Source organism: Sulfitobacter sp. HI0027 (assembly GCF_001634775.1).
Classification (GTDB): Bacteria; Pseudomonadota; Alphaproteobacteria; order Rhodobacterales; family Rhodobacteraceae; genus Sulfitobacter.
This window is the reverse complement of the sequence record NZ_LWER01000432.1, coordinates 1-26,985: the sequence shown is the minus strand read 5'-3', so window position 1 is coordinate 26,985 and position 26,985 is coordinate 1. Positions and strand designations below refer to the sequence as shown.

Below are 26,985 nucleotides of genomic sequence, written 5' to 3'. Positions count from 1 at the left end.
CAGTCCTCGCTCCAATCGAATTGGAAGGCTTCGCCGGGCGCGAACACCAAAGGCACGTAGGTGCCGCGCCCCGTCGTCTGTTCCGCTCGATGCCGATCTTCACGCCATGCCCGGGCGAAAGCTGCTACGCGTTCATAGGAGCCATCATATCCCAGCTTCACCAGATCAGCATGCATTTGCTTCACTGTCCGCCGCTCTTTGCGTGACTTCCGCGTCTGGATTAAAAGCCAGGCTGACAGCCGATCCGAATAGGGATCCAGCTTGCTTGGACGCTTGGGCGTCTTGAACTGCGGTTCCACCGCACCTTCACGCAGATACTTCTTTATCGTGTTCCGAGACAAACCCGTCCGCCGGGCAATCTCCCTGATTGGCATCTTGTCACGCAATGCCCAGCGTCGAATGACACTCAAAAATCCCATGTCGATCACTCCAAATCCCCCCAACCAAAACCGTCGGGGAAGTGTGTTCACATGGGTCAATTCTCAGTGACAATTTATGGGGCTACCGGGTCAGTTCTCAGTGACAATCAACAGTCAGGTATCTATCTTCGGTCATCGTTTGTTCTCCACTCTTTTGATGGAATTACTCCCCACAGCGACAGAACAAAGGAAGAACAATGGGGATTCAGAAAATAATTGAATATATAGGCCGTAGACGGCTCTGGGGGGGGTGCTAATCCTGCGAACACTGGTCGGAATTCTCAGGATTAGCAGGCCTAACCTTCTCCCTATAGCTATCCGAATGTGCAAAATACCTTCCAAGCTATCATGACCATAATGCTCAGGATGAGGGATTTGTGATACCTGTGATCAGAATTAAGCCGCGGACACAGATATCCTTCGGCTTCCGAGGTTTTGCCAATACCTCAAGAGGTTTCTGAATGTGAGATCAGGGCCTCAGCGTTTCGCTGAGACGTGCGAAGGCTTTGACGGAAAGCCTGTTCTCTAAAATGAATTAGAGCAAGTGGCGGGAATGATCGAACTACCGGGACGCTTTGACCTGCCCTAAGGGTGATTGCCACAAACCAACGGGAGTGCGTCACAGGCGCACTACTCAGCGAACCCCCATTGTTTCCAAGTGTACATATAGGTGAATATATTACCCATTTGCAGCATTATGGGCTAAGTCCATGGCGGACTGATTTTGTGCGGTGGCGTTCTATAGTAAGTGGCCGTACAATTGGGCGACCGGCTTCTTGAATGGGTTCGGGTGACACATCCCCTGCGTGAATGAGACATTCTCTGAGGCGTGCGACGCCACCCCCGCTAAGGTGCCCCAACCGTGCGTGAAGATAGCACTTCGAATTTTTGGGCACGAGCACGCGACGGCGCGTATTAAACCGTGTGGCAGTATCAACTTTCGCTTCCAACATTTCATTCGGGCATGACAACGCCAGTTCATGGGGGGCTACGCCTGAATCCTCCATTGGACCGCCCCACGCAACATCAAGATAAGTCTGGCCGGCAAGTGTGCGCGTATCGATAATCAAACCTGGCCGGGGGGAGGGGGCATTCGCATTGGCGCTTCGCGTAGGAAATGCGCACAGGACCACATCTCCCTGTCTGAGAGCAGCAGTTCGCAGTTCATCTTTACCTGTCAACGTTTCAACTTCGCGGTGAGGACCAAGTTCGAAAGGGGATTTGTCATTTCGGCGATCCACTCCATCGCGGCACCCTGAATTGTGGAGAGGCTTATCATCGGCCAAGATCAGTAGGTGTTCGAGTGCAGCAGTTGCTTCTTCACTTGCTGGCAAAGTCAATGAATACTGCTGAGTGAGCGACTGGATCTGCTTTGCAACATCTACTGCGTCCAACGATGGACATTCACACCATTGAGCCGCTGAAGGGGCATTTTGCCCAGAGATTCTCGACTCAAAAACGATTTCGTCTGTTTCGGCATCGCGAAGCGAAACCGCTGTAACCTCGCGTTGATCGCTCAAGGCTACCTCGAGATCAAGGGTAGTAAAAAGTGGCGTGCTGCTACCCGTAATGATCGGAAAATTAAAACGGCGATCACCCCCGACGATAATGCCATAGTCGAGAGAGTCGAGAATGTCTTTGAGTTCCAGAAGGCCGTGATCGCTGTAGTGCCGGTCAACAGTTGAACCTTCCAAGTGGCCGAGGATCTTTTGTCGCGTGCCCGTCTCGATGCCAATCTGCAATAGTTTAGACGAAAGCGTCCGGCGCATCGCATAGATATCTTCGCGATCCGACTGAAGTTTCAAAGTTTTCAGCAGGTTGCGCAACCTGTCGCCAAATATTTGCGACCTGCGGCCATGATTTTTGTCGGGCTGGATCTCCGGGAATAGCCAAGTTTCACCTGCTTTTTTCCTCTCCACGATCCACTCCCTAAAGCCCAGGTCCAGTAGGATTTGCGGAATCGGCAGGACGCGGCGCGATTGCTCACTTTTCAGCATCGCGTCTTCCTCACCTCCCAAGAAAAGACAAAGTATGCCGTCGCGGCGCAGGACGTCCGGCACCGCAGCTTGTAAGATCTCTTCTGGGCGGACGCCCATAGTGATCATGAAAAGCGGAACCCAGTAAATCGCATCTCGAATGATGAAGCGTTTGCGTGCAGTTGCCTTTCGGCCGCGTTGTGTCGGCGTTGATGTGCCCAAATAGATCGGGGAACGCAATAATTGGGATAGGCGTTCAAGCGACCAGGACATGCGGCGTTTCGGACGCGACACGCGTGTCGGCAAGCCGCCGGGAGTTTTTTGTGTTTTATGCCATGCCCGCATTCGGCTTTTCAGTTGTGCATGTGAGGGGACGATCCGGTCTTCGTCATCCAAGTCCCGCCCTACGGCTTTCTTCCCAAGCGCCGCACGAATTATCCGATTGAACATATCTCGTTGTACAAAAAGATACCCGTCGGTCAGCCGCGGAGTCAGTTCTTGTACAAGTCGGCGGCGCTTGTCCGGTAGTGACATTGCGTTGCAAGACGATATTTCGGCGATGAGCTTAGCATCTTGCGCATCGGCTTGTCGTATTTCATCCAAAGGGCAGAGGTCTTTTCCGGATTGACCGTAGCGGTTGCGGCCGTGCGCTTTCCCCCAACCCTTGGGTAACATCCATATTATATGAAGAAAATCAAAGGTCTGCTCAAGAGCGATAGAACATACTGGGATATCTTGAAAAAAGAGCAGTGCGAGTTTCCCGACTACCCGAATTTTAGTCTCGACGTCTCGCGGTGCTTCTACGCAGGCTTTCTCTATTGCTTCTGAAAGCAGCATTGGCGGCTTCAGAGCTTCGCGCGATGGGGCGATACCATGATCTTTAAGTAGGTCTCTTCCGCACTTAATGGGGTCGTCGTAGTCGCGGTCTACTTGGGTGCTTAGCTCATTGATCTGACGAAGCAGTGCGAGTACCTGACGAGCGACCGCTGGTGCCGCTAAGTCGTCAGGCCTCAGCCCATTCTCTTGTGCGATGTCACCGGCCAGCGACGATGCAAGAGACCAGTCTCTTGCTTTCTGTGCTTCCCTAATTCGATCGTTATCAAGGTTGATCTGAGGAAAATGGTGAATAGGCAGTTCGTCCGAGGGGTCGGATTCTTGCCGTGCGATCATGCTGACGAATGCCCGACGCACTATCTCCTTCAGCATCGCAGCGACGCGGCCTTCTGCGATTGTTTTGTTTTGCAGTTCTACGATCACTCTTTTCTCTCCGACTTCAACTGCGGAGAGCAGACCGACCGATCGCTTTACCGCTTCGGAGTGAATTTGGGTTCGTAGTGAAACAGACAGAAATGCTGGAGCCCCATGCTCGCAAAATTTCTTTGGCCAGCGGCGCCTGAAGTAAAAAGTCTTACTTCTTCGAACGAGGTAAAGACCCCACTTTCTCTTCGATTCACGCGGTCGACACCCCGAACGATGTGAACCAGTTTGTGAACCACCACGAGGTGGAGACGGGAGGCTGGCCGCTTGATTAACGGCTATCCCATTGGGAAGTATATGTTTTTTCATGTGTGTTGGCTGGGATGGTAGGATTCGAACCTACGGTACACTGTACCAAAAACAGTTGCCTTACCACTTGGCTACATCCCAACACAGGGCGCTAATTAGAGTTCTCTGGCCCGGGGTGCAAGACCCGTTTTTGATAAATTAGCCTATTCTTCGGCGGCATCAACGGAGAGCAGGTCTTTGCTGGGCAATTCGGCACGTTCCTGCGCGACGATGCGGGTCAGCTCACGCTCGGTTTGGGGTGCGACGGGCTGTGCAGCGGCGGGATTCGCGGGCGCATTCGGCGTTTGGGGCGAATCGTGCGGCGCGGTGGAGGGCGATTCGCTTTGGGTGATAAGCCGATAGGCGGGAGGCTCTGCGGTGAGGCCCGCCGCGTCAAAGGCGGCCAGCGTCAGGCGAATCGCTTCGCTGCGCGCCGCGACCAGATCGGTGGTCTCTTGATTGATCCAACCGGCGAATTGCATGTTGATCCAGTGATCAGCGACCTCCTCCACCCAAGCGGCGGCTTCGGGGCTGGGCAGGACAAAGGGAAGGGCATTCAACACCTCCAGCGCCAGTTCCCGGGCGCGGGCCAGATCGGCATCGCTGGCCACCGAAAGGGTAAAGGTGAACCGCCGCTCGGCGTTGCGTGAGTAGTTGATGATGCGGCTTTTAAAGACCGTGGCATTGGGAATGCGCACATGATTGCCATCGTAGCTGAGCAAGATCGTGGCGCGGCTGGTCAGGCGGATCACCTTGCCGGTGTCGCCATCAATCTCGACCGTGTCATTGGGGCGGAACGGCTGGCGGATCGACAGCATGATGGAGGCGATGAAATTTTCCACGGTGTCGCGCACCGCGAAACCGATGGCGAGGCCGACAATCCCCGCCGCCCCAAGGATGCCCGAGAGAAGCGCCGTCGCCCCGAGGATATCAAGCGCCACGACCAGTGCCGCGATGATAAAGGCCAGCCGGATGATCTGGCGGTAAATGTCAGCGATAAAGGCGTTGGGGGCGAGCCGCTCCCACGGGTTGCGCCGCCGCGCCAGCGCCAGCCCGGCCACGACGATCAGGGCAAAGACCCCAAGTGCCACCAAGGCCAGCGGCAGGAAAGCCACGGCCTGTTCCATCCGGCCCCGGAAGCGGTCCACGGCAGGGTTGAGCCGTTCGGACACATCGGTGCTTTCGCGGACCTCGTTGCGGATTGCGACCACCCCTTCGACACGGCCTGCGAGCTCGCTCAGACGTGCGGCGCTGGCGGTGTCGAGCGTGGTGCCGCGCAGGGTGACGATGCCAGAAGAAACCGAGACGCTGACCTTCTCAAACCCTTCAAGCTCGCGCAGGATGGCGCGGATGCGGTTGGCGATGGCGGCGTCTGCCGTGGCGTCCCCTTCGACGGCGATGGTGCCTTCGGGCTGGTCGTTGTCCTGCGCCGACGCAGGGGGCACCGGCAGGGCAAAAAGCAAGAGCAGGCACAGGATCAGGCGGGGCAGGGCAGCAATCAGGCGCATGGGGATCTCCGTCAACGGACAAGGCCGCCGCCCCTCCATGAGGGCGGTGGCTTGGTCAATTAGCGCGCTACCCCTGACAATCGAGCAGCACCGCCCCGTTGCGGTGTCCTGCCTCGACCAATTGATGCGCACGAGCGGTCTCGGCTAGCGGCAGGACCGTATCGACGGGACAGCGCAGAGCCCCGTCTTCCAGCGCGTGATGCAGTCGTGTGATCGCCTGTTCGCGCGGGCCGGTGGGCAGCAGGTAGATCAGGATGATGTCGATGGTCACCGCTTTGAACAGCAGCGGGTAGAAGGGCAGTGTGGGCGACATTTCCGCCGCCGAGCCATAGGCGGCGATGCGGCCATTGGGGGCGATGACCTCGGTGTCGGTCGTGAGGTTCAGGCCGAACTCTGTATCGACGATGGTCTCGACGGGCTTGCCGCCGTTGGCCTCCAGAACGGCGGCGGCGAGGTTTGGGTCAGCGTAGTTCAACACTGCATCGGCGCCAGCCTCGCGGACCAGATCATTGTCGCGCGGGCTGCAGGTGGCGATCACCTTGGCCCCGCCCCATTTCGCCAATTGCACGGCGAGATATCCCACGGTTCCGGCACCGCCTTGAATGAGCACCGTCTCCCCGGCCACGCCGCCGCCGCCAAAGACGGCGTGGCAAGCGGTCAGCCCCGGAATGCCAAGCTGCGCGCCCACTTCGGGCGAGACACCTTTGGGCAGCGGCACGGCCTGATGCGCGGGCAGGGTGATCTGCTGCGCCGCCGTGCCAAAGGCGCGTTGCCACTGGGCGTTCCAGACCCAGACCTTTTGACCCACACGGGCAGAATCGACGCCCGCACCCACAGCGGTAATCTCTCCCGCGCCGTCGCTATGGGGGATGACCTGCGGGAAGGGTGGTTTGGTCACGCCGGGGCGGGTGCCCGCGCGGGCCTTTACATCCGATGGGTTCACGCCCGAATGGCTCAGCGCCACGCAGACCTCGCCGGGTTGCGGGGCGGGGCTATCGATTTCTGACAGACGCAGCACATCTGCGGCGGCTCCGAATTGGTCATAGGTGATGGCTTGCATGGCGCTCTCTCCGGCTTGAATTTTGCCGGCAGAGTGGCGCAAGCGCCGGGATCATGCAATTGGCCTGAAAGGCGGTGTTATTCGCGCAGTTCCTTGGGGCCAACACCCCAAAGCCGCACTTTGGGGGCCCAGCCGGTAAAGCCGCCCGAACGCAACTCGCACCATTCAAGCGTGCATTCGCCCAAGCGCGCCACCACGCCCAGTTCCAACCGCGCCACCACGGCGGCCTTTGGGTCTGGATTGACGTGAAGCTGCAGCATGTCTTGCTCAACCAGCACGGTGCGGGTGCCTGACAAAAGCGAGTAATGCACCCAGCCGCCCATGCCGTCGCGGTCCTCTACCCGGCGCCAATGGCCGTGTTCGGCGGTGATCCTAAGCGGCAGGTCGCGGCGTTTGTAGACCCAGTCGATCCGGTGCGACAGCGACGGGCCGCGGCGGACGTTGCCCTCGGAAGCTTTAAGCGAAACGAAACGGGGGAGGGGGAGGTTCGTGACCTGTCCGCGCGCCTCTTGTGCGGCCCCGGGGCTTGCCTGAGCCAAAAGCAGCGCGCCCACCAAAAGGGTGCTGCGAAAGAAAGCGGTTATCATGGAATTGCCTGCTATGCGGTTCACTGCTGTGGGTCGGTGCTGTACAAATCTGCGGGTTATTGTTGCTCTTTTTCCGGCGCGAGTTCTTGTGCCTCGTCGCTGCATGAGACACCATGCCCCGGAAACGAGGCGACGCCAAGACCGGGAGAGCAGGCATGTCAAAGAAGCGGTTGAGTGTTGTAGTGACGCGACGGTTGCCAGAGGCGGTGGAAACACGGCTATCAGAGCTGTTTGCCGTGACCCTACGCGAAGATGACAGGCCCATGACCCGCGAGGAATTGGGCGCGGCGATGCGCCAAGCGGATGTGCTGGTGCCGACGATCACGGATGAAATCGACGCGCCGCTGATCACGCAGGCGGGCGAGCGGCTGAAGCTGATCGCGAATTACGGGGCGGGGGTTGACCATATCGACGTGGCCACCGCACGCCAGCGCGGCGTATTGGTGTCGAACACCCCCGGCGTGCTGACCGACGATACCGCCGATATGACCATGGCGCTGATCTTGGCCGTGACCCGCCGCATGCCCGAGGGTATGGCGGTGATGCAGTCCGGCAATTGGGATGGCTGGGCACCGACCGCGCTGATGGGCGGTCGGGTCGGCGGGCGTCGTCTCGGCATTCTGGGCATGGGCCGGATCGGTCAGGCCGTGGCGCGCCGGGCGCGGGCCTTTGGCATGCAGGTGCATTACCACAACCGCAAACGCCTGCGTGAAGAGGTCGAAGGCGCTTTGGAGGCGACCTATTGGGACAGCCTTGACCAGATGGTCAGCCGGATGGATGTCATCAGCATCAACTGCCCGCATACGCCCAGCACCTTTCATTTGATGAACGCCCGCCGTTTGGGGCTGATGAAGCCCGACGCGGTGATCGTGAACACCTCGCGCGGGGAGGTGATCGACGAGAACGCCCTGACGCGGATGCTGCGCGCTGGCGATATCAAAGGCGCGGGGCTGGATGTTTATGAGCATGGGCGGGAGATTAATCCCCGTCTGCGCGAGTTGAAGAACGTCGTGCTGCTGCCGCATATGGGGTCGGCCACGCTGGAGGGCCGGATTGAGATGGGTGAGAAGGTTTTGATTAACATCAAGACTTTCGATGATGGCCACCGTCCGCCGGATCAAGTTGTGCCCTCCATGCTTTGACCCCCGGACGGCTGCGGCGACGCGGGTCTTTCGGTTGATTTTTTTACAAAGATGCCGCCGCAAGTTTTCGCGGCATGAGGATGCTATTGGGAGATAAGACGTGACGAAAATCGCAGATTTGCCGCGAAATGAGGCGGGGATCGCCGCCGCGCTGGACGAGTTGCAACAAGCTTTCGGGGACAATCTGCTGACCGGCCAAGCTATTCGCGAGCAGCACGGCCACACCACCACATGGATCGCCACGCAGGCCCCCGACGGGGTGGTCATGGCACGTTCGACCGACGACGTGGCACAGGCAGTGCGTATCTGTGCCGCGCATCGGGTGCCGGTGATTGCCTTCGGCACGGGCACCTCGCTTGAAGGACATGTGAACGCCCCGGCGGGCGGGATTTGCATTGATGTCATGCAGATGGACCGGGTGCTTGAAGTGAACGCAGGCGATCTGGATTGCCGGGTGCAGCCCGGCGTGACCCGCGAAGCGCTGAACACCCATCTGCGCGACCAGGGGCTCTTCTTTCCGATCGATCCCGGTGCCAATGCCTCACTGGGTGGGATGACGGCGACACGGGCCAGTGGCACCAATGCGGTGCGCTATGGCACGATGAAAGACAATGTGCTGAGCCTTGAGGTGGTGATGGCCGATGGCCGGGTGATCCGCACCGGTGGACGGGCGCGGAAATCCTCGGCGGGGTATGATTTGACCCGGCTGATGGTGGGTTCGGAAGGGACGCTGGGGATCATCACGGAGATCACCTTGCGCTTGCAGGGCATTCCCGAGGCGATCTCCTCGGCGCGCTGTTCTTTCCCGACGGTGCAGGCGGCCTGTGAGACCGTTATGGCAGTGATCCAATACGGCCTGCCCGTGGCCCGGATTGAGCTTTTGGACGCCGATGTGGTGAAGGCCGTGAACGCCTATTCCAAGCTGACCCTGCCCGAAACGCCGCTTTTGTTGTTGGAATTCCACGGCTCAGACGCCGGGGTTGTCGAACAGGCCGAGACCTTTGGCATGTTGGCCGAAGAATTTGGCGGCACCGGCTATGCGGCGACTACAACCCCAGAAGAGCGCAACAAACTCTGGCAGGCGCGGCATGACGGCTATTGGGCCGTTCTGGCGCTGCGACCGGGGTGCAAGGCCGTGGCGACGGATGTCTGCGTGCCGATCTCCCGGTTGGCCGATGCCGTGGTCGCGGCACAGGCGCGGGCGGAGGAGTTGAAGCTCATCGCGCCCATCGTGGGCCACGCAGGCGACGGGAACTTCCATGCCTCGCTGTTGATCGACATGGACGACGCCGATGAGGTGGCGCGGGGCGAGGTGTTCGTCAGCTGGTTGGCGGAATTGGCGATCTCTATGGATGGGACATGCACCGGCGAACATGGGATCGGGCAGGGCAAGCGGGCCTATCTGGGCAAGGAATTGGGCGCTGCGGTGGATGTGATGGCGACGCTCAAGGCGGCGCTGGATCCGGATAATATTCTGAACCCGGGGAAGATCTTGCCGGGGTGAGATGGGGTGGTCTGCCCTGATGTCGTGCGGCGGGAAATGTGGTGCACGGTATTTGTAAAAGGATGAAGTTGGGGTGGCGGTGCTCTGACGCGGGATTGGCGCGTTTGGTGAGGGGGTAAGGTCGGTTTTTGGCCATGTTGGGTCGGCTGGTGCCTGCGGTCTCTTGCCTTGCTGCGTACAACGGGGAGGAGCCTAGGGCAGAGGGATTGGCAGATGAAAACGCAAGTCAAAGCATTGGTTGTCGGGGGCGGCGCGGTTGGCACGTCGATTGCCTATCATCTGGCGAAGGCGGGTTGGGATGATGTAATGCTGTTGGAGCGGGACGAGCTGACCTCGGGCTCGACTTGGCATGCGGCGGGGCTTTTGCCGTTGTTCAACATGTCTTTTGCGACGACGCATATTCATCAGTATTCGGTCGAGTTCTATAAGACCTTGGAGGCTGAGACCGGGCTGAACGCTGGATTTGCCGTGGTGGGCAATCTGCGGATGGCGCAAACCAATGCGCGGATGGATGAGTATATGCTCTATGCCTCAACCGCGGAGACCTGCGGTGTGCCGTATGAGTTCCTGACCCCGGATGAGATCAAGGCGAAGTGGCCGCTGATCGAGACATCGGATTTGAAGGGTGCGCTTTATCACCAGACCGACGGGTATATTAACCCCGCCGATGTGACGATGGCGATGGCCAAGGGCGCGCGGCAGCGTGGGGTTTCGATTGAGCGCAAGTGGCAGGCGGATGCGTTTGTGTGGAACGGCACCCACTGGGAAGTGACCTGCACCAAGATGGTGGAGAAGGGCGGCAACCTTGTCGCCAGTGATGAGCAGATCGTTATTACCGCTGAGCATGTGGTTACCGCGAGCGGCAACCATGCGCAGCGCACGGCGCAGATGTTGGGGATCAAGATGCCCGCGATTCCCGTGGAACATCAGTTCATTGTCATGGACCGCGATCCGGCGCTTGTCGATTATCGGGCGGCGGGGAATGTCGAGCATCCGGTGATCCGCGATGCTGATGCGCAAAGCTATGTGCGCGAGGAGCGCGGCGGCTGGATTCTTGGCGTCTATGAGAAGAACGCGCCGGCGCGGTTTGAATATGGGGTGCCGAATAGTTTCCGGGCGGATCTGTTTCAGTTGGATTTGGAGCGGATCGAAGATCAGTATATGGCGATGAACCACCGTATCCCCTCGGCTGAGAATTGCGGGTTGAAGGACGATTTCAACGGGCCGATTTGTTATACGCCGGATGGTAATCCGCTGGTCGGCCCTGCGCCGGGCTTGCGCAACATGTGGCTGGCGGAAGGGTTTTCGTTTGGGATCACGGCGGCGGGGGGCACGGGGTATTATTTGGCGCAGATGATGGTTGAGGGCGAGGCCGAGATCGATATGGCGAGCCTTGATCCGAAACGCTACGGCGATTGGATGACCACGGAATATGCCGCGCGGAAGAATGAGGAAGCCTACGACCACGTGTATATTCTGCACCATCCGGATGAGGAACGTCCGGCCTGTCGGCCGCTGCGGACCTCTCCGGCATATGATCGGCAGGCGGCGCGGGGGGCGCAGTTTGGGCAGGTGAATGGCTGGGAGCGGCCGAATTATTTTGCGCCGGAGGGGTTTAGCGACCATGACAGCCGGTCCTTTCGGCGCGGGGGCTGGTGGCAACACGCGGTGGACGAGGCGAAAGCCATTCGCGAGGGGGTGGGGCTGATTGATGCCACGGCCTTTACTAAGCATCTGGTGCGCGGGCCGGGGGCAACGGCTTTCTTGGATTGGTTTACCTGCAACAAGCTGCCCTCGGTGGGGCGGATCAACCTGACCTATGCGCTGACCGGGGCGGGGACGACGCGGACGGAATATACCATCGTGCGGCTGGCGCAGGATGAATACTACCTTGTCTCGGCGGGCGCATGGAGTGCTTATGACAGTGACTATTTGCGCAAGGCGATTGCCGACAAGATGCCTGAAGTCGGCTATGTCGAATGTCATGACGTGACCACGCAGTGGGGTGTTTTTGCGATTGCTGGACCGAAGTCGCGTGACGTGTTGCGGGATTTGGTGCGGGATGCGAAGCCCAACACGGTGCTGAGCAACAAGCGGTTCCCCTGGCTGACCATGCGTAACATCGAGTTGGGGATGGTGCCGGTGCGGGCGATCCGGGTGGCCTATACCGGGGAGCTCGGTTGGGAGTTGCACCACCCGATCGAGATGCAGAACCATCTGTTTGATGCGCTGGAGAAGGCCGGGGAGCCGCATGGCATGAAGCTGGTCGGTGCGCGGGCGCAGAATTGGCTCAGGCAGGAAAAGAGTTACCGCGCTTTCGGTAACGAGCTGGGCCGCGATGCGACGCCGCTGGAGGCCGATCTGCCGCGCTTTGTGGATCTGAATAAAGAGTTTCACGGGAAGCAGGCGATGGTCGATCACGGCATCCGCGTGAAATGCGTGACGCTGTTGATCGACGGGCCCCAGGATGCGGACCCGTGGGGGCGCGAGGTGCTTTACAATGGCGCGCTGCGCACCGGGCGGCTGACCTCGGGTGGCTATTCGGTCGCATTCGGCAAGAGCATCGGCATGGGCTATGTGCAACTGCAAGACGCGGTGGTAGGCACGAAGCTGAAGGTAAAGATGCTTGATCAATTGTGGGAGGCCGAGGTGGTCGAAGACAGTCCCTATGATCCGAAGAACCAGCGCATCCGGGCGGACGGTTGATCCGGCGGGGGTTGCTTGCTTTTTTCTGTGTACTGGCGCTGACGGCGGCGCTGTTGCGGGACAATCCGGTTGTCAGCGCGGCGCAGGGCTATGCCGCGGATGTGGCGACTACGGCGGCGGCGAGCTATGTCACGCTGCGCACGTTGAACGCCTTTTTATCGACCGCGCAAGAGATCGAGGTGGGGCTCTCGTTCATTGCCTCCGGCTCGGCGCGGCCCTTAAAGGTGTTGGAACCGATTGACGACACGGTTGAGCGGATCGCGGGGTTGGTTTTCGGCGTGATGGTGGCAACCGGGGTGATCGCGGTGGCGCTTGGCCCGGTGAGTGCTATTGGCTTGGGATTGCTGAGCCTCGCGCTTGGCATATGGGCCTTGAGCAAGCGCGGACATGGAGGGCTGCCCCGGCGTTTGGCTTGGTATGGTGGGTTTTTAGGGCTTGCGCTGCCGCTGGCCTTGGTGGTGTCAGAGCCGCTGGCCGGGACGCTGACCGAGGGTGTCTATGCCCGCAATATGGAGGTGATTGAGGAAATCACCGCCCGTGTCGGTGGCAGCGAGGCTTTGGGCGAGGAAGAGCCGGGGCTGACCGAGTATCGGCAGCTTGCCAGCAACCTCTGGAGCCGGGCGGATGAGTTGATTGGCGCGCTGTTGGCGGTGTTGGGCGTGCATGTGTTTCGGATATTCTTGCTGCCGCTTTTGTTGGTGGGCGGGCTGTTTGTCGTGGCGCGTCATTACGCGCGGGATTGAGGGCGGCCGCAAGCGGCGCGCGCGGGGGTAAGGTGGCGCAGCGGTATTTAAGAAAGGATGAATGAGGGGGGATGCGTTCCCCCCTTTGGCGTTAGCGCAGGGCGTGGGTGGCGACCCAGTTTTGCCACTCGGCGCGGCTGCCAGAGAAGGCGTTGATGTCTACGTCACCGCCGATGCCGGGGACGATGCCGGTGGCGCTGTATTGCCAGAAGCGCCAAGTTTGGCCGGGGTAGGCCTCGGCGGGGGTCTTGGCGGTGGTGCGCAGCCAGAAGTCATAGCCGTTGAATCCGTTTAGGCCGTTTTGTCGATAGAATTCTGGCGTGGTGTAGATGATAGGGCGTTGGCCGTAGTGACCCTCGACCACCGCGAGCCAGCGGCGCATCTGGTCGCGGACTTCGGCTGCTGGGGGCCGGATGTGGGCGCAGGTGGGGGAAAACGGGTTCCATTCCATGTCGAGCACCGGGGGCAGCATGCCGGGGGTGCGCGGCACGTTGCGGATGAACCAGCGGGCCTGATCCTCGGGTGAGGTGCAGAAGTAGTAGAAGTGATAGGCGCCGCGTTTGACGGCGGCTTGGCCTGCGCCTTGCCAATGCGTGTCGAAGTTAATGTCTTTGAGGTCGCCCCCCTCGGTGGCTTTGATGAAGGCGAAGTTCACGCCGTTTTTGCGGGCGGTGTTCCAGTCGATGTTGTTTTGAAAGCGGGCTACGTCAATCCCGTGGACGGGGAAGGATTGCGGTGTGCGGCCTTTGAAATCCACTGGGTCGCTGTCGCCGAAACGCGCCGGGAAGAGCGTGTCGGGATCGGCGGGGGGCGGGGTGCTTGGGCTCCCACAGGCGGCGAGGGCAAGGAGCGACAGGATCAGGGCGCGGCGGAGGATCATGGGCTGGGCTTTCTGGCGATGAATGCGAGGTTGTTAGCGGGCATGTCCACTTCGTCGATCGGGCTAAGGCCCGCATCGCTAAGCCAGCGGGCTATGTCGATGTTGTCTTTGTAGCCGATCGTGGGGTCGGCGGCGCGCAGTTCGGCGTCAAAGCGGGTGTCGCCGGGGGAGGTGGTTTGGCTGGCGCGTTTGAAGGGGCCGTAGAGGATCAGCGTGCCGCCGGGTGTGAGGGCTGTGGCGGCTTCGGTGATCAGGCTCTGGGTGGCGGGGGTTGGGATAAGGTGCAGCAGGTTGGCCAGCATGATCAGGTCGAAGGGGCCATGTTCGCCCGCCCAGCCGGGCTGGGTCGCATCGAGTGGCAGGGCCGGGGCGATATTGGGCAGGGCGGCCTCGGCCGCGTGGGCGTTGATGCTGGCGCGACGGGCGGTATCGATGTCGCTGGGCAGCCATGTGAGGCCCGGCAGGCGTTTGGCAAAGCCGACCACATGTTGCCCGGTGCCGCTGGCGATTTCCAGCGCGCGGCCTTTTTGTGGAGCGTGGGTTGCCAGCAGATCGCAAAGCGCGTCGAGATTGCGTGCGGCGGCGGGGGCGAAAAGACGGTCGCCGCCTGCGTTTTCGGCGACGCTGGCACTCGGGGGCAGTCGGCTCATGATTGCTCTTCTAGCCGGTCGGTGGCCGGGGGCGGTGTGGGCGAGAGCGCGGCGATGGCGGCGTAGGTTTGTGGCGTCATTTGGTAGTTGAGCGCGGCCAGTGACGGTTCAAGCTGTGCCAAAGAGCGGGCGGAAATGATCGGGGTTGGCCGCGTGGGGTGTGCCGCCGCCCATGCCACGGCGAGGGTCGCCGGATGGGTGCCGAGATCGCGGGCGAGGGCGGCCAGCCCGGCAGCGGCGCCGTGCATCACCTCTTGTCCGTAGCGGGCAGCATAACGGTCATCTTCGCTGAGGCGACCGGTGCCTCCGGTGGCATATTTCCCGGTGAGCAGCCCGCCGCCCAGGGGAGAGTAGGGCGCGACGAGAATGTCGAGGTCATGGGCCATGGGGAGGATCTCGACCTCGGCTTGGCGTTTGACGAGATTGTACATCGGTTGGATCACCGTGATCTCTAGGCCGAAGTCGGCGGCGATATGGGCCGCTTTGACGACCTGCCATGCGGCGAAGTTGGACAGGCCAACTTGGCGGATGTGGCCCAGATCTTTCAATTCGGCCAGCGCGGCGAAGCTTTCGGTCAACGGTGTGTCTGGGTCGAAACGGTGCAGGTAGAGCACGTCGAGCGTATCAAGCTGCATCCGCTGGCGTGATGTCTCGGCAGAAGCGAGAATATTGGCACGCCCTGCGCCGCCGATATAGGCGGCTTTGGTGGCCACGATCAGGCTGTCGCGGCGGTCTTGCACGAACTGGCCCAGCAGGGTCTCGGACGCCCCGTCGGTATAGACATGCGCCGTGTCGAAATGCGTGATCCCCGCCTCGATACAGGCGTCGAACATCGCGCGCGAGGCCGCCGCATCGGCACGGCCGCCAAATTGCATGGTGCCGAAGGCGAGGCGGCTGGCGGGGGTGCCGTCAAGGCTGGTGAGCATCTGGTTCATGCACGATTGGTGGCATGGGCGCTGCCCGCGCGCAATGGGCTTGGCGCAGGGCAGGCGATGGGGCGCTAGGCGTCCTGTGGCTCGCCTTTCTCTAGCGCGCGTTGGTAGGCGGGGCGGTTGTGGATCATCTCTACAAAGCCCTTGAGTGCCGGATAATCCGCAGCCCGGCCTTGGCGCATGGCAACCTCGGCGGGGAAGCTCAGCATGATGTCGGCTGCCGACAACGTATCTTGCACGAAGTGGCCGGAGGGGCGCACAAGGCTGTTCATATAGCTGTAGTGGTTGTCCAACTCTGAACTGATACGCGGGTGCAGAGGGGCTGCGGCATCGCCCAAGCGCGAGACATAGAGGTTGAGCAGGATCGGCGTCATGGCAGAGCCTTCGGCGAAATGCATCAGCTCCATATGGCGCAGGAAGGCGGGCGTGTCGCGTCCAGGGATCATTTCGGGCGCGAAGCGGGTGCAGAGCAGATCGACGATGGCAGCGCTTTCGACAACCAACTGGCCGTCAATCTCAATCATCGGGGATTTGCCCAAAGGATGCACCAGTTTCAACTCGGGCGGGGCGAGGTTGGTTTCGGCATCGCGCTGGTAGCGGATGACGTCATAGGGCTGATCCAACTCCTCCAGCAGCCAAAGGATGCGCTGTGAGCGGGAGCGGTTGAGGTGGTGCACGGTGATCATGGCAAGCGCCTTTCACAAAGAGGGAAGGGCGAGCCTAGCAACCCCGGCGCGGGCCGCAATGAAAAAGGGGGCGCACGGTTGCCCGCACGCCCCTGTCATCTGTGAACCGGTTCGGCTTACTGCGGGATGGTGCCTTCGATGCCTTCGACATAGAAGTTCATGCCCGCGAGCGTGCCGTCATCGGCGGTCTCGCCTTCGGCCAGCCAAGCGGAGCCGTCCTGTTTGTTGATCGGCCCGGTGAAGGGGTGGTATTCGCCCGATGCGATCTTGTCTTTCATTTCCAGCGCTTCGGCTTTCACGTCGGCTGGCACAGCGTCAGAGATCTCGCCAATGCCGACCATGCCCGGCCCGATGCCGTCCCATGTGTCGGTGGATTCCCATGTGCCATCCATAACCGCTTTGACGCGGTCGATGTAGTAGGGGGCCCAGTCGTCAATGATCGAAGAGACGCGCGGCTTGGGACCGTATTGCGCCATGTCGGACGCCTGACCGAAGGTGATCACGTTGCCCGCTTCCTGTGCCGCCGCTTGGGGCGCGGTGGAATCGGTGTGTTGCAGGACCACGTCAGCGCCTTGTTCGATCAGAACCTTGGCGGCGTCGGCTTCTTTGGCCGGGTCAAACCATGTGTAGGCCCAGACGATTTTGAACTGAACGTCGGGGTTTACTTTCTTGGCGTGGATATAGGCGGAGTTGATGCCGCGGATCACTTCGGGGATCGGGAAAGAGCCGATGTAGCCGATGATGTTGCTTTCGGTCATCGAGCCCGCGATGTGGCCCTGAATGGCGCGGCCTTCGTAGAAACGCGCGGAGTACGTCGAGACGTTGTCGGCACGTTTGTAGCCGGTGGCGTGCTCGAACTTCACGTCGGGGAATTTCTTAGCGACGTTGATGGTGGGGTCCATGTAGCCAAAGGAGGTGGTGAAGATCAGGTCCGCGCCGTCGAGCGCCATCTGGGTCATCACACGCTCAGAGTCGGGGCCTTCGGCAACGCTTTCGACGAAGACGGTTTCGACCTTATCGCCGAACTCTTCTTCGACGGCCAAGCGGCCTTCGTTATGCTCGTAGGTCCAGCCGCCGTCGCCCACGGGGCCAACAAAGACAAAGCCGACCTTGGTCTTGTCTTGGGCAACAGCGCCCGAAGCAAGGCCGAGCGCAAGGGCCGCGCTGGTCATAAGGGTGGATAGTTTCATGAGGTTTCCCCTGTTTACGTGCCCCTTGCCGGGGCTTGATGTGCGGCGCAGGGCCGCGTGACGTGATGCCCCTAGTTCGAGGCGTGGAAGGTGCGGCCCAGTGAGGCCGGCGCGGCGCTTTTATCCGCCGACAGCACCACCAGAACGATGATGGTGATGATATACGGCGACATTGCCAGATACTCTACTGGAATGGCAACGCCCGCGCCTTGCAAGTTCAATTGCAACTGGGTGATGCCGCCGAAAAGATAGGCACCCAAGAGTGCGCGCCATGGTTTCCACGAGGCAAAGACGACGAGGGCAAGGGCGATCCAGCCGATCCCGGCGGTCATGCCTTCGGTCCATTGCGGCACGCGGATCAGGCTGATGTAGGCCCCGCCCAAGCCCGCGCAGGCCCCGCCGAAAAGGATCGCGGCAGTACGGATGCGCTTGACCTTGTAGCCAAGCGCATGGGCCGCATCATGGCTTTCGCCGACCGCGCGCAGGATCAGGCCCGCGCGGGTGAATTTCAGCACCGCCCAGACCCCGGCGACCAGCGCGATCCCGAGGTAGAGGATGATGTCATGGGTGAAGAGGATCGGCCCAATCACGGGGATATCGGCCAGCGGGCCGAAGTCGATATCGCCAAGCCGGGGCGGTTTGATCCCGACGTAGCTTTGGCCGATCAACGCCGAGAGGCCGAGGCCAAAGAGGGTGAGTGATAGGCCAGAGGCGACCTGATTGGCGAGCGCCACCTGCGTCAGGAAGGCGAAGAGCAGGCTGAGGACGGCACCGCCAACAGCAGCGGCGGCAAAGCCTAAAAGCGGCGAGCCGGTCTCGACCGCCGTGGCAAAGCCGCAGATCGCGCCGGTGATCATCATGCCTTCGACGCCGAGGTTTAGCACGCCGGATTTCTCGACCACCAATTCGCCGATGGCGGCGAAGATCAGCGGTGTCGCGGCAACGAGGAAGCCTGCGACGAACAAAAGCGGGTTGATTGCGGAAAGATCCATCAGGCAGCCTCCGCCGCGCCAAAGCGCAGCCGGTAATGTGTGAAAACGTCCAGCGCGAGCAGGAAGAACAGGAGCATCCCTTGGAACACTTGGATCGCGGCGGCGGGAAGGCCGAGGTTCGACTGCGCGATGTCACCGCCAATATACGTCAGCGCCATCAGCCCGCCCGCGAGCAGGATGCCGATGGGATGCAAACGGCCAAGGAAGGCCACGATGATCGCGGTGAACCCATAGCCCACGTTAAAGTCGATGGTGATCTGACCCGAGGGGCCCGCGACCTCAAACATCCCCGCAAGCCCGGCGAGCAGGCCCGAGGTGCCAAGGCAAAACAACACCAGCCGCGCCGGGTTCACACCCGAGAAACGTGCGGCGCGGGGGGCCTCGCCTGTCACGCGGATGGCAAAGCCCAACCGGTGTTTGGTCAGCAGCACATAGGCAAAGATCACCGCGATCAGCGCCGCGACCACGCCCCAATGCATGCCCGAGCCGGCGAAGAGTTCGGCGTTATGCGCGGGCGCATATTGTTGTAGGTTGCGCGACCCGGGAAAGCCGTAGCCCTCTGGGTTTTTCAGCAAACCCAGTGACATAGAGGCAAGGAATTGCTCGGCCACATAGACCAGCATCAGCGAGACGAGGATTTCATTCGTGCCAAAACGCACCTTCAAAAGGGCCGGGATCATCGCCCAAAGCCAACCGCCCAAGGCCCCCGCGAGCACCATCAGCGGGAAGATATACCATCCCTCGGCGGGGTAGAACGCCAGCCCCGCAGCCGCGCCAAAGATGGCGCCCATGATGTACTGCCCCTCGGCCCCGATGTTCCAGATGCCCGCTTTGAACCCAAGGCTGAGGCCGATGGCGATCAGCACCAAGGGCGCGCCTTTGATCAGCAGTTGTGGGCGGTAATAAAAGGCATATTCGCCAAAGAGCGGCTGCCAAAAGATCGTTTGCAGCGCCTCGACCGGGTCTTTGCCCAGCACGGCGAACAAGAGCCCGCCGAAGATGAAAGTGGCCAGCACCGCCATGATCGGCGTCGACAGGGAAAGGGCCCGGCTGGGCTGCGGGCGCTTTTCAAGGCGGATCACAGATCACCCCCAATGGTCAGAGTGAAAGATGCGAGGTTTGGCTTAGACATGCGCCACCTCCATGCCATGCGCGCCGCCCATCATCAGGCCGATCTCGTCGACCGTCAGCCCCTGCGCGGGGCGCGTCGGCGACAGGCGGCCTTCGTTTAGCGCGGCGAAATTGTCGGAAATCTCCATCAACTCATCAAGGTCTTGGCTGATGACGATGACGGCGGTGCCGCCAGAGGCGAGGTCCAAAAGCGCCTGCCGGATCGCGGCGGCGGCAGAAGCATCAACACCCCATGTCGGCTGGTTCACCACCAGCAGCTCAGGCCGTTGCAGGACCTCGCGTCCGATGACGAATTTCTGCAGGTTCCCACCCGAGAGCGAGCGCGCCGCATTGCCGGCGCCGGGGGTGCGCACATCGAATGTCTTGATGATCTTCTCGGCAAAGGCACGCGCCTTGCCCCAGTCGAGCATGCCGCCCCGCTCCAGCCCTTCGCGGGCGGCACCGGTCAGCATCGCGTTTTCAGTTAGCGACATATCCGGAACGGCAGCATGGCCCAGCCGCTCTTCGGGCGCGGTCAACACGCCAAGCGCACGGCGGGCGGTGGGGCCCAGAAGGCCAATATCGCGCCCGTCAAAGGTGATCATGCCCGCCCCGACCAGCGTTTCACCCGAGAGCGCGTTGAGCAGTTCATCCTGCCCATTGCCCGCAACGCCGCCAATGCCCAGCACCTCACCGCGTCGCACCTCGACCGAAATCCCGCGCAGCGGCATGCCGAAAGCATGTGCAGACCGCGCCGAGAGTTTGTTCAGCGTCAGCGTCACCTCGCCCGGTTCTTTGCTATCGCGCGTCGGCGTTTTCAGCGCCGAGCCGACCATCATTTCTGCCATGTCGCGCGCTGAGGTCTCACGCGGGGTGCAATGGCCGACGACCTTGCCCAACCGCAGGATCGTCGCGCTGTCGCAAAGGCTGCGGATCTCTTCGAGCTTGTGCGAGATATAAAGGATCGCGGTGCCCTCTGCGCTGAGTTTGCGCAGGGTTTTGAACAGGATTTCAACCTCTTGCGGGGTCAGGACCGATGTCGGCTCGTCCATGATCAGCAGTTTGGGCTCTTGCAGCAGGCAGCGGATGATCTCCACCCGCTGACGTTCCCCCGCCGAGAGGTCGCCGACGGTGCGGTCCGGCGCAAGCGGCAGGCCGTAGGTGTCCGACACATCGCGGATTTGCTGGCTGAGTTCACGCATGCGCGGCGGGTTTTCCATGCCGAGGGCGATGTTCTCTGCCACGCTGAGCGCATCGAAAAGCGAGAAGTGTTGAAACACCATGCCCACGCCCGCCTGCCGTGCCGCGTGGGGATCGGTGGGGGCAAAGTTCTCGCCCCGCATTTGCATCTGGCCCGCGTCCGGTTTGACCAGCCCGTAGATCATTTTGACCAGCGTAGACTTGCCCGCACCATTCTCGCCCAGCAGGGCGTGAACCTCTCCCGGAGCGATCCGCAGGGACACGTCATCGTTCGCGACGACGCCGGGGTAGGCCTTGGTCAACCCAGAGAGGTCGAGAAGTTTATCAGTCATGCGGAAACCTTTGTCTGGGTCCGGGCGATGAGAGAGATCAACGCACCATGTGCAATCTGGGCGGGCAGCTTGCCCAGCGACTTATCGCCAATAGGGCAGATGATGCCAGAGGGATCCAGCCCCATGTCGCGCAAGCGGCGGGAAAACCGTGACTTTTTTGTGTCAGAGCCGATCAAGCCGACACTCTCTGCCCCGCGTTTAAGCAGGGCAGCACAGAGGGCGAGGTCGATGTCATGGGAATAGGTGAAGATCAGGTGATGCGCGTTTTGCGGCGCGTGGGCGGCAAGGCGCGGCATGTCGGCGGCGGGGGTGGCGGTGACACGGGCGGGGATGGTTGCCGGGAAACGCTCCGCGGCGCTGTCGATCCATGTGATGGCAAAGGCACTGGCTGGGCAGGCGGCCACCACCGCGCGGCCCACGTGCCCCGCCCCCCAAAGCCAGAGGGGCGTGTCGCTCTCGAATGTGGCGTCCAGCGGCAGCGGCGTGGGGTTGTCGAGCGGGCGGGGCGCGGCAGTGTAGCGCAGGCTTACCGCGCCGCCGCAGCACTGTCCAAGGCCGGGGCCGAGAGGCAGGGTTTGGCTGTCCTCGAAACGCCCTTCGGCCAGCAGGCGGCGGGCATGGGCAATCGCCTGATGCTCCAACGCGCCGCCGCCGATGGTGCCGTCGATGCTGTCCGGCGTGACCTTCATCGCCGTGCCCGCATCCCGCGGGGCCGATCCGCGCGTGGCGGTGACCTCGACGTAGATAGCGGTCATTTCCGTGCCCGCCCGACGGCGGCAAGAACGGTCTCGGCGGTGGCGGGCGCTTGCAGATCGCCGTAGCTGTCACCGCAGGCTGCAACCGCGTCCGAGAGTGCCATGAAGGCCGAGATGCCCAGCATGAAAGGCGGCTCGCCCACGGCTTTGGAGCGGTAGACCGTCTGCGCCGGGTTTGGCTGGTCCCAGAGTTTCACGTTGAACACGGGCGGCCGGTCGGAGCAGGCGGGGATTTTATAGGTCGAAGGCGCGTGTGTGCGCAGGGTGCCAGTTTCGTCCCAGACCAGTTCCTCGGTCGTGAGCCAGCCCGCGCCTTGCACGTATCCGCCCTCAATCTGGCCGATGTCCAGCGCCGGGTTCAGCGAGGCGCCCGCGTCATGCAGGATGTCAGTGCGCAGAATGCGGTTTTCGCCGGTCAGCGTGTCGATCACCACTTCGGTGCAGGCGGCACCATAGGCGAAGTAGTAGAATGGCCGCCCGCGTCCGGCGATGCGGTCCCATTCGATGTCGGGCGTTTTGTAGAATCCCGTGGCCGAAAGGCTGACGCGGTTTTCATAGGCCGAAGCGGCGGCAGCGGCAAAGGTGATCTCTTCGCCCCCGATCTGCACCATGCCGTCGGTGAAACGTACCTGATCCGGCGTGGTCTGGTAGCGTTCGGCCAGATGCGCCGCCATGCGGTCGCGGATCGTATCGCAGGCGTTTTGCGCGGCCATCCCGTTGAGGTCTGACCCGGAAGATGCCGCCGTGGCCGAGGTGTTGGGCACTTTGGCGGTATCGGTGGCTGTAATCTTGACCGCCTCGGGCGAGACGCCAAAGCGCGACGCGGCGACTTGCGCAACCTTCTGGAACAGCCCTTGCCCCATCTCGGTCCCGCCATGGTTCAGGTGGATCGAGCCATCCTGATAGACATGCACCAGCGCGCCCGCCTGATTGAGGTGGGTGAGCGTGAAGGAGATGCCGAATTTGACCGGGGTGATGGCGATGCCGCGTTTCAGTAGCGGGTTTGCGGCGTTCCATTCGGCGATGGCGGCGCGGCGGGCGTTGTAGTCGGCACTCTCAACCAGTCGGTCGGTCAGTGCATTGATGATACAGTCGGTGACCGGCTGCTGATAGGGCGTGGTCTGCACGTCCGATGGGGTTTCAGGGATCGCGGCCTTGCCTGCCGCCGCAGGGGGCGCGCCGCGAGAGGATAGATCGGCCTCTGCATCCGGTGGGGTGCGGTTGTCGATTGCGGTGCCGGTGGCCTCCACCTCGGTCGGGCGGTGGGCGTTGTCGGTGTAGTAATTCGCCCGGCGCACGGCGAGCGGGTCGAGGCCCAGTTCATGAGCGATATGGTCCATGACCCGCTCAATTCCGACCACCCCTTGCGGCCCGCCAAAACCGCGAAACGCCGTGGCGCTGGCGGTATTGGTGCGCAAGCGGTGCGAGGTGATGCGGATGTCGTGCAGATGGTAAGCGTTGTCGGCGTGCAGCATGGCGCGGTCGGCCACGGGCAGGCTGAGGTCCATCGACCAGCCGCAGCGGGTGTAATGGGTCACGTCCAGCGCGGTGATGCGCCCCGTCTCGTCAAAGCCTGCGTCGTAAGCGATGCGGAAATCATGCCGCTTGCCGGTGATGATCATATCGTCATCGCGGTCATAGCGCATCTTGCAGGGTTTGCCGGTCAGAGACGCGGCGACAGAACAGGCAATCGCCAGCGCGTTGCCTTGGCTTTCCTTGCCACCGAAACCGCCGCCCATACGCCGCGTCTCGACCCGCACGGCATGCATCGGGCGGCCAATGGCATGGGCCACTTTGTGCTGAATTTCGGTCGGGTGCTGGGTCGAGGAATGCACCAGCATGTCGCCGTTGTCCTGCGGCAGCGCCATGGCGGCCTGACCTTCGAGATAGAAATGCTCCTGCCCGCCCATCTCGATCTGGCCCGAGAGGCGGCGGCTGGCCTTGGAGAGCGCGGCCTCGGCATCGCCCTTCTGGTAGATGCGGGGGCCGTCTTCGAACCGGCTGTCGGCGGCGAGCGCCTGCTCGACGGTCAGGATCGGATCACGCGGGGTGATCTGTGGCTTGCCCAGTTGCGCGGCGCGACGGGCAGCGAGGTGGCTGGTGGCCACGACCAGATAGAGCGGTTGGCCCGCGAAATGAATTTCGCCCGTCGCCAAAAGCGGCTCGTCATGGTTCGAGGGTGAGGTGTCGCAGTCATGGAGGAGATCATCGGCAGTCAGCACTTTGACCACGCCGGGCGCAGACCGCACGGCGTCGAGGTCAAGCGCCGTCAATTCGCCCGCCGCGACGGGGCTGAGGCCAAAGGCCAGATGCAGCGTGCCGCGCGGCGTGGGGATGTCGTCGACATAGCGCGCGGCACCGGTGACATGGAGCTTCGCGGCGTCATGGGGAAGGGGCTTTGCAACGCTCATGCCGAGACCTCCTGCAGGTGAGTGGCTTGACCGTTGGCGTCATGGAAATAGCGCAGCAGCATGTTTTGCGCCGCCTCCATCCGGTAGCTGGCAGAGGCGCGCATGTCCGAGAGGGGGGTGAAATCGTCGGTCATCGCTGCCATCGCCTTGCGGATGGTGTCTTCGCTCCACGGTTGGCCGACCAGCGCCGCCTCAGCCGCAGCGGCGCGTTTCGGTGTTGCCGCCATGCCGCCAAAGGCGATGCGCGCGGTGAGGATTTCGGTGCCATTGCCAGTAATCGAGATACAGCCGCAGACCGCCGAAATGTCTTGATCGAAACGTTTCGACAGTTTGTAGCAGCGCAGCGTGTCGTGCTGGCGCGGCACGGTGATGGCTTCGACAAATTCTCCCGCCGCGCGGTCTTGTTTGCCGTAGTCGAGAAAGAAATCCTCAAGCGCTATTTCGCGTCGCGCATTACCGCGCCGCAACTGCAGGGTCGCCCCAAGCGCAATCAGCGCGGGCGGGCCATCCCCGATGGGCGAGCCATTGGCGATATTGCCGCCCAAGGTCGCCGCGTTGCGCACCTGCGTCGAGCCATAGCGGCGCAGCATGGTACCCAAGCTGGGATGCAGGGGGGCAAGCTTTGCCTCTACCTCGGTCAGCGTGGTCATTGCACCGATGCGCAGGCCGGTTTCGTCCTCGGTGATGCCGCGCAGATCGGCGCAGCGGTTGAGGAAGGCGACGGCGCCCAGTTCGCGGAAGCCTTTGGTGACCCAAAGACCCACGTCCGTTGCTCCGGCGATCAGTGTGGCGTCCGGATTGTCGAGATACCAAGCGGCGAGTTCATCGCTGCTTTCGGGCTGCACATGCGGCGCGCCTTTGGCTTTGGCGGGCGCGGGGATGTCCTGCGCCAACGTGTCTTTCAGGCTGCGCAGATGGGCGGGCACCGGCGCGCCTGCGGCGGCCTCCGCGGCGCGGATGATCGGGGCGTAGCCGGTGCAGCGGCAAAGGTTGCCAGCCAGTTGCACGTCATGATCCGTCGCACCATTAAGATGCGCCGTGGCCATGGAGACCACGAAGCCCGGCGTGCAGAACCCGCACTGGCTGCCGTGATGCTCTATCATCGTCTCCTGCACCGGGTGCAGCGTGCCATCGGCGCTCGCCATGCCCTCGACCGTGGTGACGGCTTTGCCGTTCACCTGCGGCAGAAACAGGATACAGCCATTGAGCGCGCGGCTGCCGTTTTCATCGGTGATCATCACCGAGCAGGCTCCGCAGTCGCCCTCGTTACAGCCCTCCTTGGTGCCGGTCAGGCCACGCTCTTCGCGCAGCCAGTCAAGCAGGGTGGTAGTCGGGGACACGTTGGAGAGTGACACGACTTCTCCATTGAGAAGAAAAGTGATGTCCATTGGTTCTCATCCGCCGCGGTACAAAGTGGCCCATATCGTTGCGCGGGGTTCGATGCGGCGTAGAACCGGGCGCGGGCGAGGTAGAGGTCAGGCTAGCGGGGTGGGGGGCGTTTTGGCAAGAAAAAATACCTTGGGCGAAAAATGCGCTGGGTGCGATCCGGTGCTGGTGCCTCTGGGGTGGGTGGCGTAAAAATGCGCCATGTCCAATGATCCCCGATTCATTCACCTGCGTAGCCATTCCGAGTATTCCTTGCTGGAGGGCGCGCTGCGGTCGAAAAAACTGCCCGGCATGTGCCGCGATGCGGGCATGCCCGCGCTGGCGCTGACCGACACCAACAACATGTTCGCCGCCCTCGAATTCTCTGTCGCGATGGCGGGCGCCGGCGTGCAGCCGATCATCGGCTGTCAGGTCGACGTGGCCTATGTCGAGGTGCAGCCGGGTGAGAAACCGCGCCCGCCTGCGCCGGTGGTCCTGCTGGCGCAAAGCGAATTGGGCTATGAAAACCTGATGAAGCTGAACTCCTGCCTCTACCTCGACAAGGGCGGGGCGGTGGCCGAGGTGACGCTGGCGGAGCTTGAGGCGCTGAGCGCCGATCTCATCTGCCTGACGGGTGGCGCGTTGGGGCCGGTGGGGATGCTTTTGCAAGGCGGCCAGCGCCCGGCGGCAGAGGCGTTGATGGCGCGGCTGCAGGGTGCCTTTGGCGACCGGCTTTATGTTGAGTTGCAGCGCCACCCCGAAGACGGCGGCCAGCCTGAGCCCGAGCGTCTGACCGAGCGCGGCTTTATCGAAATGGCCTATGCGATGGATATCCCGCTGGTTGCGACCAACGATGTCTATTTCCCGAAACCGGATATGTACGAGGCCCATGATGCGCTGATCTGCATCGCCGAGGGTGCCTATGTTGACCAAAGCCAGCCCCGCCGCCGCCTGACCGCGCAGCATTACTTCAAGTCGCAGGCCGAGATGGCGACGCTTTTCGCCGATCTACCCGAAGCGCTGAGCAACACTGTCGAGATCGCCAAACGCTGCGCCTTCATGGCCTACCGACGCGACCCGATCTTGCCGAAGTTCGCCGACGACGAGGTGGCCGAGCTGCGCCGTATGGCCAACGAGGGGCTACAGGCGCGTCTGGCGGTGATCCCCCATGCGGTCAGCGTGGAGGACTACCAAAAGCGCCTCGATTTCGAGCTGGGCATCATCGAAGGCATGGGGTTCCCCGGCTACTTCCTGATCGTTGCCGACTTCATCCAATGGGCCAAAGACAATGA

At 61.8% G+C, this 26,985-nt stretch carries 21 protein-coding genes and 1 tRNA gene; 5 read left to right on the top strand and 17 right to left on the bottom strand.

The annotated features are described in order from the left end of the window. The 6 genes from A3722_RS19325 to A3722_RS19300 all read right to left on the bottom strand — a co-directional run. The coding region (locus tag A3722_RS19325) for a helix-turn-helix domain-containing protein (protein ID WP_150120564.1) at positions 1-419 on the bottom strand (419 nt) is incomplete at its 3' end. Positions 420-1,114: 695 nt separating this feature from the next. After that, positions 1,115-3,652 (bottom strand): tyrosine-type recombinase/integrase, encoded by a 2,538-nt coding sequence (locus A3722_RS19320; protein WP_067626437.1) that lies wholly within the window; start codon positions 3,650-3,652, stop codon positions 1,115-1,117. A gap of 315 nt (positions 3,653-3,967) precedes the next feature. Then, positions 3,968-4,042: transfer RNA gene (locus A3722_RS19315), tRNA-Gln, on the bottom strand. 62 nt (positions 4,043-4,104) lie between these two features. Then, complete coding sequence (locus A3722_RS19310; protein ID WP_067626439.1) at positions 4,105-5,448, bottom strand: mechanosensitive ion channel family protein; 1,344 nt, start codon at positions 5,446-5,448, stop codon at positions 4,105-4,107. A 67-nt stretch (positions 5,449-5,515) separates the two neighbouring features. Then, complete coding sequence (locus A3722_RS19305; protein ID WP_067626441.1) at positions 5,516-6,508, bottom strand: NADPH:quinone reductase; 993 nt, start codon at positions 6,506-6,508, stop codon at positions 5,516-5,518. A gap of 77 nt (positions 6,509-6,585) precedes the next feature. Continuing rightward, positions 6,586-7,095: an SH3 domain-containing protein gene (locus tag A3722_RS19300; protein WP_067916380.1), complete on the bottom strand. Its 510-nt coding sequence runs from the start codon at positions 7,093-7,095 to the stop codon at positions 6,586-6,588. A 155-nt stretch (positions 7,096-7,250) separates the two neighbouring features. Here A3722_RS19300 and A3722_RS19295 point away from each other — a divergent pair, with 155 nt between their 5' ends. The 4 genes from A3722_RS19295 (at position 7,251) to A3722_RS19280 (ending at position 13,190) form a co-directional block, all read left to right on the top strand. After that, complete coding sequence (locus tag A3722_RS19295) at positions 7,251-8,237, top strand: 2-hydroxyacid dehydrogenase (protein ID WP_067625921.1); 987 nt, start codon at positions 7,251-7,253, stop codon at positions 8,235-8,237. Between the two features lie 100 nt (positions 8,238-8,337). Continuing rightward, positions 8,338-9,741, top strand: a complete 1,404-nt coding sequence (locus A3722_RS19290; protein ID WP_067625918.1) for an FAD-binding oxidoreductase — start codon at positions 8,338-8,340, stop codon at positions 9,739-9,741. A gap of 213 nt (positions 9,742-9,954) precedes the next feature. Further along, entirely contained in the window at positions 9,955-12,447 is a 2,493-nt protein-coding gene (locus A3722_RS19285; RefSeq protein WP_067625915.1) for a GcvT family protein, read from the top strand. Positions 12,448-12,458: 11 nt separating this feature from the next. Continuing rightward, positions 12,459-13,190, top strand: coding sequence for a hypothetical protein (locus A3722_RS19280; RefSeq protein ID WP_150120056.1), 732 nt, complete (start codon positions 12,459-12,461; stop codon positions 13,188-13,190). A gap of 91 nt (positions 13,191-13,281) precedes the next feature. Here the strand turns inward: A3722_RS19280 and A3722_RS19275 are convergent, their stop codons facing one another. The 11 genes from A3722_RS19275 to xdhA all read right to left on the bottom strand — a co-directional run bounded on the left by A3722_RS19275 (position 13,282) and on the right by xdhA (position 25,716). Continuing rightward, positions 13,282-14,070: a glycoside hydrolase family 25 protein gene (locus A3722_RS19275; RefSeq protein WP_067625909.1), complete on the bottom strand. Its 789-nt coding sequence runs from the start codon at positions 14,068-14,070 to the stop codon at positions 13,282-13,284. Next, positions 14,067-14,720, bottom strand: a complete 654-nt coding sequence (locus A3722_RS19270) for a DUF938 domain-containing protein (RefSeq protein ID WP_201722079.1) — start codon at positions 14,718-14,720, stop codon at positions 14,067-14,069. The genes A3722_RS19275 and A3722_RS19270 overlap by 4 nt, the downstream gene beginning before the upstream one ends. Further along, a complete protein-coding gene (locus tag A3722_RS19265; protein WP_067622685.1) occupies positions 14,717-15,655 on the bottom strand; it encodes an aldo/keto reductase in 939 nt (312 codons plus the stop codon). Before A3722_RS19265 ends, A3722_RS19270 begins: the two co-directional genes overlap by 4 nt. 65 nt (positions 15,656-15,720) lie before the next feature. Continuing rightward, the gene (locus A3722_RS19260; protein WP_067622686.1) at positions 15,721-16,338 is read right to left on the bottom strand and encodes a glutathione S-transferase family protein; all 618 of its coding nucleotides are present in this window, start codon (positions 16,336-16,338) and stop codon (positions 15,721-15,723) included. A gap of 116 nt (positions 16,339-16,454) precedes the next feature. Next, on the bottom strand, positions 16,455-17,528 hold the full coding sequence (locus A3722_RS19255; protein WP_067622689.1) for a BMP family ABC transporter substrate-binding protein: 1,074 nt from the start codon (positions 17,526-17,528) through the stop codon (positions 16,455-16,457). Between the two features lie 71 nt (positions 17,529-17,599). Next, positions 17,600-18,520, bottom strand: a complete 921-nt coding sequence (locus A3722_RS19250; RefSeq protein WP_067263609.1) for an ABC transporter permease — start codon at positions 18,518-18,520, stop codon at positions 17,600-17,602. After that, positions 18,520-19,602: an ABC transporter permease gene (locus A3722_RS19245; protein ID WP_067622692.1), complete on the bottom strand. Its 1,083-nt coding sequence runs from the start codon at positions 19,600-19,602 to the stop codon at positions 18,520-18,522. Before A3722_RS19245 ends, A3722_RS19250 begins: the two co-directional genes overlap by 1 nt. A 42-nt stretch (positions 19,603-19,644) precedes the next feature. Further along, positions 19,645-21,162, bottom strand: a complete 1,518-nt coding sequence (locus A3722_RS19240; protein WP_067622695.1) for an ABC transporter ATP-binding protein — start codon at positions 21,160-21,162, stop codon at positions 19,645-19,647. After that, positions 21,159-21,917: a xanthine dehydrogenase accessory protein XdhC gene (gene xdhC, locus A3722_RS19235; protein WP_067916378.1), complete on the bottom strand. Its 759-nt coding sequence runs from the start codon at positions 21,915-21,917 to the stop codon at positions 21,159-21,161. The genes A3722_RS19240 and xdhC overlap by 4 nt, the downstream gene beginning before the upstream one ends. Then, entirely contained in the window at positions 21,914-24,328 is a 2,415-nt protein-coding gene (gene xdhB, locus A3722_RS19230) for a xanthine dehydrogenase molybdopterin binding subunit (RefSeq protein ID WP_067626312.1), read from the bottom strand. Before xdhB ends, xdhC begins: the two co-directional genes overlap by 4 nt. Beyond that, positions 24,325-25,716: a xanthine dehydrogenase small subunit gene (xdhA, locus tag A3722_RS19225; protein ID WP_067626310.1), complete on the bottom strand. Its 1,392-nt coding sequence runs from the start codon at positions 25,714-25,716 to the stop codon at positions 24,325-24,327. Before xdhA ends, xdhB begins: the two co-directional genes overlap by 4 nt. 199 nt (positions 25,717-25,915) lie before the next feature. Here xdhA and A3722_RS19220 point away from each other — a divergent pair. Continuing rightward, positions 25,916-26,985: PHP domain-containing protein (locus A3722_RS19220; RefSeq protein WP_150120563.1), on the top strand; the 1,070-nt coding region annotated here is incomplete at its 3' end.